This window comes from Novosphingobium sp. (assembly GCF_025351285.1).
Taxonomy (GTDB): domain Bacteria; phylum Pseudomonadota; class Alphaproteobacteria; order Sphingomonadales; family Sphingomonadaceae; genus Novosphingobium.
Genome location: NZ_JANXWG010000111.1, coordinates 1 through 7,012, shown reverse-complemented (window position 1 = coordinate 7,012; position 7,012 = coordinate 1). Strand labels below are relative to the sequence as shown.

General features: G+C 63.9%; 6 protein-coding genes and 1 tRNA gene. 1 reads left to right on the top strand and 6 read right to left on the bottom strand.

All coding sequences use genetic code 11. The features are described from left to right. Positions 1 to 356: 356 nt before the first annotated feature. The 6 genes from Q0R16_RS13900 to infA form a co-directional block, all read right to left on the bottom strand. Entirely contained in the window at positions 357 to 1,604 is a 1,248-nt protein-coding gene (locus Q0R16_RS13900) for an integrase arm-type DNA-binding domain-containing protein (RefSeq protein WP_295637173.1), read from the bottom strand. A gap of 165 nt (positions 1,605 to 1,769) precedes the next feature. Next, positions 1,770 to 1,845, bottom strand: a tRNA-Phe gene (locus Q0R16_RS13895). A 134-nt stretch (positions 1,846 to 1,979) separates the two neighbouring features. Further along, the gene (gene yacG / locus Q0R16_RS13890) at positions 1,980 to 2,180 is read right to left on the bottom strand and encodes a DNA gyrase inhibitor YacG (RefSeq protein ID WP_295637170.1); all 201 of its coding nucleotides are present in this window, start codon (positions 2,178 to 2,180) and stop codon (positions 1,980 to 1,982) included. After that, positions 2,177 to 3,166, bottom strand: a complete 990-nt coding sequence (locus Q0R16_RS13885) for a ribonuclease (protein ID WP_295637167.1) — start codon at positions 3,164 to 3,166, stop codon at positions 2,177 to 2,179. Before Q0R16_RS13885 ends, yacG begins: the two co-directional genes overlap by 4 nt. Continuing rightward, positions 3,159 to 3,740 (bottom strand): nucleoside triphosphate pyrophosphatase, encoded by a 582-nt coding sequence (locus tag Q0R16_RS13880; protein WP_295637164.1) that lies wholly within the window; start codon positions 3,738 to 3,740, stop codon positions 3,159 to 3,161. Before Q0R16_RS13880 ends, Q0R16_RS13885 begins: the two co-directional genes overlap by 8 nt. 13 nt (positions 3,741 to 3,753) lie before the next feature. After that, positions 3,754 to 3,999 carry a translation initiation factor IF-1 gene (gene infA / locus Q0R16_RS13875; protein WP_226017114.1) on the bottom strand — a complete coding sequence of 82 codons (246 nt, stop codon included), beginning with the start codon at positions 3,997 to 3,999 and terminating at the stop codon, positions 3,754 to 3,756. A 239-nt stretch (positions 4,000 to 4,238) separates the two neighbouring features. On the opposite strand from infA, the gene Q0R16_RS13870 reads away from it, so the two are divergent. After that, positions 4,239 to 6,809, top strand: coding sequence for a TonB-dependent receptor (locus Q0R16_RS13870; protein WP_295637160.1), 2,571 nt, complete (start codon positions 4,239 to 4,241; stop codon positions 6,807 to 6,809). Positions 6,810 to 7,012 lie beyond the last annotated feature (203 nt).

Sequence of the window (7,012 nt, the reverse complement as noted above, 5' to 3'; positions counted from 1 at the left end):
CCTGCAGGCGTGCGGCCAAATCCCGCTGTTCGATATGTTGGTCGTCCATTGGTGCAATCCTTGTGCATATAGGAGCGCCACAAGGGGCTCCTCCGGCTTGACGCCGACCTGCACTGACTGCTCGCTTCACTGTGACGGGCTTCCGCCCGGCTGGTGGTCACAAGCACCCACGCCAGAATTGCTTCTGGCAAACCCCTTGCAAAACTCGTTTCGGAAAAGCGCTGTTGTCTGGCGAAGAACGGTCGAAATGACCGACAAACCGCGCAAAACGGCAGTTCAGCGCCACGCAATCATAGCGGATTGGGCCGAAAAGTCAAAAATGGCTGAAATGCGCAAGGGGCAATATGACCGCAAAATCAGACGGTTGGGGCCTTTAATACGCCTTTGTTTCGGTGATTCGCCGACGACCCTGCTGCGCTGCTGACCTTCAACTGGTCGAGGTAATCAGACCACCATTGCGCCATTCTCTTGCGCTCGTCCCAATGAGTTCCACGATGGTAAGTGCCTCGGACTGAACCACCGATATCGTGAGCAAGCGCTAATTCGATGGCGTCCGGGTTCCACAGGCCAGACTCATTGAGCAAGGTGCTTGCCATGGCGCGAAATCCATGGGCTGTCATCTCGTCTTTGCCATAGCCCATTCGGCGCAAAGCTGCGTTAATCGTGTTTTCCGACATAGGGCGATCACCGGGGTATAGTGCCGAAAAAATATATTTTTGACCCCTGCTCAAAACCGATGCGGACGACAAGATTTCCAAGGCTTGACGCGACAAAGGAATTCGATGAGCCTGCCTCATTTTCATTTTCTCAGCCGGAATTGTCCAAACTTCTGCCTTAAAGTCCACCTCATGCCATTCGGCCCGTCGCAACTCACCAGGTCGAACGAAAACATGAGGTGTCAATTTGAGTGCAAGATGGATTAGCGGCTGACCGACGTAATCGTCGATGCACAACAGCAACCGGCCCGCCTCGGTGGGATCTAAAATGGCGCTGTGATGCCTCACACGCGGTGCCGTCAGTGCCCCCTTGAGAACACTCGACGGATCAGTTTCAGCGCGCGAGGTAGCAACTGCATAGCGAAACACCCGACCGGCGAATGAACGCATGCGGCGGGCGGTCTCGAGTTGTCCCTTCCGTTCCACTATGCGCAATGCCTCCAACAGCTCCACCGGCGATATCGCCCCGACATTTTTCGAACCGAGAGTCGGCGCTAACAGCGAAAGGAGCCACCGGCTCTTTCTAAGGGTTACGGCTTGTTGCCCTTCGCTCTCAACCTTGGTCAGATACTCGTTCGCCACAGTCTCAAATCGGCTTGATTCCTCTACGTCAGACTGAATTTTTTCTCGGCGCTTCTCGTCTCCAGGGTCGCTACCCAAGGCAATTTTTATCCGAGCGTCGTCGCGTCTTTTTCGCGCTTCTTTGAGCGAAACGTCTGGATATCTTCCAAGAGAAAGTTTCTTTTCTTTGCCCCCAAATCGGTATTTTAGTCGCCAAAGCTTTCCCCCGCTTGGCTGGACTAGGAGAAATAATCCTCGCTCATCGGCCAGCTTGACGGCTTTCGGCCCACCCTTCGCATTGCGAATCGCTGTGTCAGTAAGTGCCATGTTTGGTGGCCACCCTTTCAGTTTAACTTGGCGTGGCCACCATGATGGCCACCACCAGCCTCCGGCTGCGGGCGAACGATGACGAACTGCAACGGCGCCGCAAGCGTATAAGTAGCCGGTTTTAGGGGTTTTTCCAACTGTTCGCGAACACGCGCGAACGGCAGATGGTGCCCGGGGACGGAATCGAACCGCCGACACCATGATTTTCAGTCATGTGCTCTACCAACTGAGCTACCCGGGCATCGCCACGGCGACGGCCTCACGCCGAAAAGGCAGACCGGCGAGCGATGGGAGCAGCGCCTATGACGAGGCTCGCTCGCTCTGTCCAGCATTTTTGGTGGCTTTGGCTCAATGACGCTTCTGCCGCTTCCCGACTCAGTCTTCGCAATCGGTTTCGCCCGGCGCGGGTGGGCCGGGCAGCGCGTAGCCCTCGTCGAGCCACTGCAACAAGTCGCGGTCCTTGCAGCGCTGCGAGCAGAACGGGGCGAATTCCACCTTGCGCGGTTTGCGGCAGATCGGGCAGCGGCGCACGGGTCCCTGCTCGGGCGCTGCGGAAATTGGAGCCGGGTCGGTCATCGCGGCACTGCCTGCGCGAAGGCGGCAGCGGGTGCAAGTGCAGCGTCTTCGGCCCAGCGCAGCTCGCGGCCAGTGCGGCGGGCGAGATCATCGAGCCACTCGGCCCGCACCGCTCGCCGGACTGCGGGATGCGCGGTCAACAGCAACGCGCCCGGCTCGGCCACCCGCTCGGCGCGGCGCAGCAGCGCGCGTGCAGCCGCAGCCACGGGACGCGCGGCGTAAAGCGCGATCAGGCTCGGCCGTTCGAGCCGCGAGACCAGTTGGACAAAGCCGAAGCCGTTCATCGCCGTCCGCTCGCCGCGAACATTGCGGGCCGCCAGCGCATCGGCAAGCGCGATGTCCACGGCCTGCCGGTCGGTCTTTGCAGAAAGCGTCGGAAAATCGATGCCGATCGATCCGGCCAGGTCGAACCGTGCCAGCGCCGCCACGATGACCCGAACCGACGCCAGTGCTAGCGCACGCGGCGGCAGCGCGCCATCGATATCGATCAGCGTCATCGCCGGCGTAGGGCTGACGGTCAGGCTGCCACCGGGAAACTCCACCGCGCCTGAAAGTGCCTCCTCGACCAGGTCGGGCCAGCCCGCGGCATCGAACGCGGTGTCGATCGCGCTGACGATCCTCGCAGGATCGGGCCCGAGTGTGTCGATCAGCGCAGGCGCGGGGCGCGGGGTTTCGCCGGGGGCGGGGCGGGCTTGTGCCAGCTTGCCGCGTCCGCGTTCGGCGATGGCCGCGCGCGTAATTCGCAGCATGAGCCGCGTGCCCTGGCTGATGCCCGCTGGCAACTGGTCGACCAGCGCCTCGCTGCCATCGGCAAAGCGTGCGGTGCCGCGTTTTCCGCCGGCTGCCAGTGCGACCATCTGCGCTTCGGCGACCAGACCGGGGAGCAGCCCTTCATCCCACTGCACGCGGGCAGCAATGATTTGGCCGTGCTCAACCAGGATCGCGCGGCTTTCGCCGATCCCCACTTCGACCAGCCATTCAGGCAATGGACAGCCCCGCCGCGCGCAGCAGCCGCCGGGTTTCGTAAAGCGGCAAGCCGATAACGCCCGAATGGCTGCCAGCCAGCCACGCGCAGAAGCCTTCGGCGCTGCCCTGGATAGCATAGCCGCCGGCCTTGCCGTGCCATTCGCCGCCGGCAAGATAGGCGGCGATCTCCTGTTCGGTCAGGACCTTGAAGCGCACGATCGTTTCGGACAGCGCCTGACGCAATGTGCCCGCGGCATCGATCACCGCGATGGCGGAAAACACGCGGTGGCGCCGGCCCGACAGCAGCGTGAGGCACCGGCGCGCGGTCGCTTCGTCCTCGGCCTTGGGCAAGATGCGGCGGCCGAGGCCGACCACGGTGTCGCCCGCCAGCACCACAGCGTTGGAATGGTGACTGTGTGCCGCGCGCGCCTTTTCGGCGGCCAGCCGCACGGCATGTGCGCGCGGAATTTCTCGGGCAAGCGGGCTTTCGTCGATATCGGTGGCAATGACGCGCGCCGGCACGACGCCCAGCCGCGCCAGCAGTTCCAGGCGGCGTGGGCTGGCTGAGGCCAGAACCAGATCCGGCGCACTCACCCCCGGACTCCGCTCAGAACTGACCGGGGCCACCCCGACCGGGCATGAAGCGATAGGTGATCCGACCCTTGGTGAGGTCGTAAGGGGTGAGCTCAACGAGCACTTCGTCTCCCACCAGCACGCGGATGCGGTTCTTGCGCATCTTGCCGGCGGTGTGACCGAGGATCTCGTGGTCGTTCTCCAGCTTCACGCGGAACATCGCGTTGGGCAGAAGCTCGACAACGGTGCCGCGCATTTCGAGCAGTTCTTCTTTCGCCATCGGCGGTTTGCGGACCTTCCAATTGTAGGGGATATCGAGATCAGTGCCCGAAGACACGGTTGGCAGGCGCCATAGCGAGCGGCGCGGCAAAAGGGAAGGGCCGGACGAATCGAGCGATTTCGCCACGGGCCGGCATAGCTCGGACGACAATTTGATACGGTTTGCGCATTGCCGCGGTCCGGACGCACGGCCAATGAGCCACCATTCAAGCTTGCGCCTTTTTGTCAGGCCCAACTTCCGTGAGAGCACTGCAAGTCATGCGTTTGAACTGGTGCGCCGCACCGCTGGCGATCGGATTGGGGCTGACCATGCCCGCATTGGCGGCTGCGCAAGCCGCCGCGACACCCGAAGGCGGCCCCGAAAGCACTGCGGCGCAGCCCGAAAAGCGCGATCCTGACCAGATCGTCGTTACCGGTGGGATCTTCGAAGGCGCGGTCATCGCGCCGCAGCCGCCGATCGCCACGCTCGATGAAACCGACATCGCCTCATATGGTGCCAACAACGTCTCCGACCTGATCGACGCGCTTTCGGCGCAGACCGGATCGGGCCGAGGGCGTGGCGGGCACCCGGTGATCCTGGTCAACGGCATGCGCATTTCCAGCTTCCGCGAGTTGCGCAATTACCCGCCCGAAGCGATCGCCAAAGTCGAGGTGTTCCCCGAGGAGGTCGCGCTACGTTACGGTTATCCGCCCGACCAGCGCGTCGTAAACCTGATTCTCAAGAAGAATTATTCCAGCAAATCGGCCGAAATCGAATATCGCCAGCCGCAGCGCGGTGGCACCTCGAAGCTCAAGGGCGAAGGATCTGTGCTCAAGCTGTCCGGCCGCAGCCGCTTCAACCTGGCGCTCGAGGCCGATCATACCACGCCGTTGACCGAGGCCGAACGCCGCGTGATCCAGCAGCCCGGATCGCAGCCCACCGTGGCCGGAGACCCCGATCCAGCAGCGGCACGCACGCTGGTTTCGCGTGGATCGAATTACGGCGCCAACCTGACTTACACCGCGCCGATCGACCAGGGCGCCACCGGCGGTACGCTGACGGTGAACGGCGCCGCGACCCGCGCGCAATCGACCAGCCTGCAAGGGCTCGCCACGGTCGCGCTGATCGCGCCAGGCGGAGGGAGCGCGATCCGCACGCTGGGGGCGCCGCTGGCGCGGATCGGGCGCAGTGATAGCTTGCAGGCGGGCGCCGCGCTCAACAAGCCGGTGGGTGCGTGGCAGCTTTCCGCGACCGTCGACGGCACGCATGCCACATCGTCGACCGATACTGCGCTGCGACCCGATACTTCGGGGCTGGTGATGGCCGCCGCCGCCGGAACGCTGCCGATCGGCGGCATGCTGCCGCTGCTGGCCGCGCCCGGTTTCGCGCGCGCCACCAACGCGTCGGACTCGCTGAGCAGCCTGGCCACGCTGATCGGCCACCCGCTGACTTTGCCCGCGGGCAAGGCCAGCCTCACGCTCAAGACCGGGTTTGCCTACACGCACAGCGTCAGCCGCGATTCACGATCGCTTGCCGCGCCGGTGAACCTCAAGCGCGGCGATGCTTCGGCCGGGTTCAACTTGTCGCTGCCGATCGCCAGCCGCCGCGAACACGTGCTCGACGGCGTGGGCGATCTGACGCTCAACTTCAGCGCCGGGGTGGATCACTTGTCGGACTTCGGCACGATCACCGACTGGAGCGCGGGGCTGAACTGGGGGGTGACCGAAAAGCTCGATCTTTCGGCCAGCTACATCGTCAACCAAGCCGCGCCTTCGTTGTCGCAGCTCGGTGCGCCGGTGGTGCAGAATTTCAACGTCAGCGTGTTCGATTTCACGCGCGGGCAGAGCGTGCTCGTCACAACCACCAGCGGCGGCAATCCGGCGCTGGCGCGGCAAACCCAGCGCGATTTCAAGCTGGGGTTGGAATGGCAATTGCCGTTTACCGGCAACGGCAACCTGGTGGTCGAATACTTCAACAACACCTCGCGCAATGTCTCGTCCGATTTCCCGCTGCTCACCCCCGGCACCGAAGCCGCGTTCCCCACCCGCGTGACGCGCGACGCATCGGGCAGGCTGGTGGCGATCGACGTGCGGCCGGTGACCTTCGCGCAGCAGAAGGAGGCGCGGCTGCGTTATGGACTGCAACTGTCGGGCAAGCTCGGCAAGCCGCAAGCCCGCAGCGATAGCACGCGTGGGCCGATGGGCCGGCTGATGGGCATGATGGGCGGTGCCGGTGGCCCACCGGGAGGGGGCGGCCCGCCAGGATCGAGTGGTCCTCGGGGAGCAGGTGGACCTCGCGGCGGTGGCGGTGGACCTCGCGGTGGTTTCGGCGGCGGCGCGCCGGGGCAGGGGCGTTGGAACCTGGCGCTTTACCACACCGTGCAATTCATCGACCGGGTCACGCTCGTCCCAGGCGGGCAAGCGCTCGACCTGCTGAGCGGCGATGCGCTGTCGAGCGGTGGCGGCGTGGCGCGGCACAGCCTGGAACTGGACGCGGGCGGGTTCATCAACGGCTTTGGCCTCAGGCTCAACGGAACTTATGCCGCAGCGACCAATGTGCGTGGCAGCGGCGTGCCCGGATCGTCGGATCTGCGCTTCGGCGCGCTGGCAAAGTTGAATGCACGGCTGTTCGTCGATCTTGGCCAGCAGAAGGCGCTGACCGGGGCGGCGCCGTTCTTCAAGGGCGCGCGGCTGTCGATCGTGGCAGTCAACGTGCTCGATTCGCGCCAGAAAGTCACCGATCGGGCCGGCGCGGTACCGCTGGCCTATCAGCCCGATTACCTTGACCCGCAAGGTCGCGTTCTGGGGGTGGAGTTTCGGAAGCTGTTCTAAGGGCTGGTGCAGGGTGGCAGGAACAGGAACCAAACCCTGCGTCCCTTGTGGGTTGCGGCGGCCCTTATACCAACCTGCCGTGAGGCTGACTCACGGGGGGGATTCCCAAACTGGCGAAATTCTGAATCAATGGCGCCCTGCAATTGGAGGGCGTGACCATGGGATCAGCGATCAGCTTGAGGGAAGATTTTGACAGCACAGCG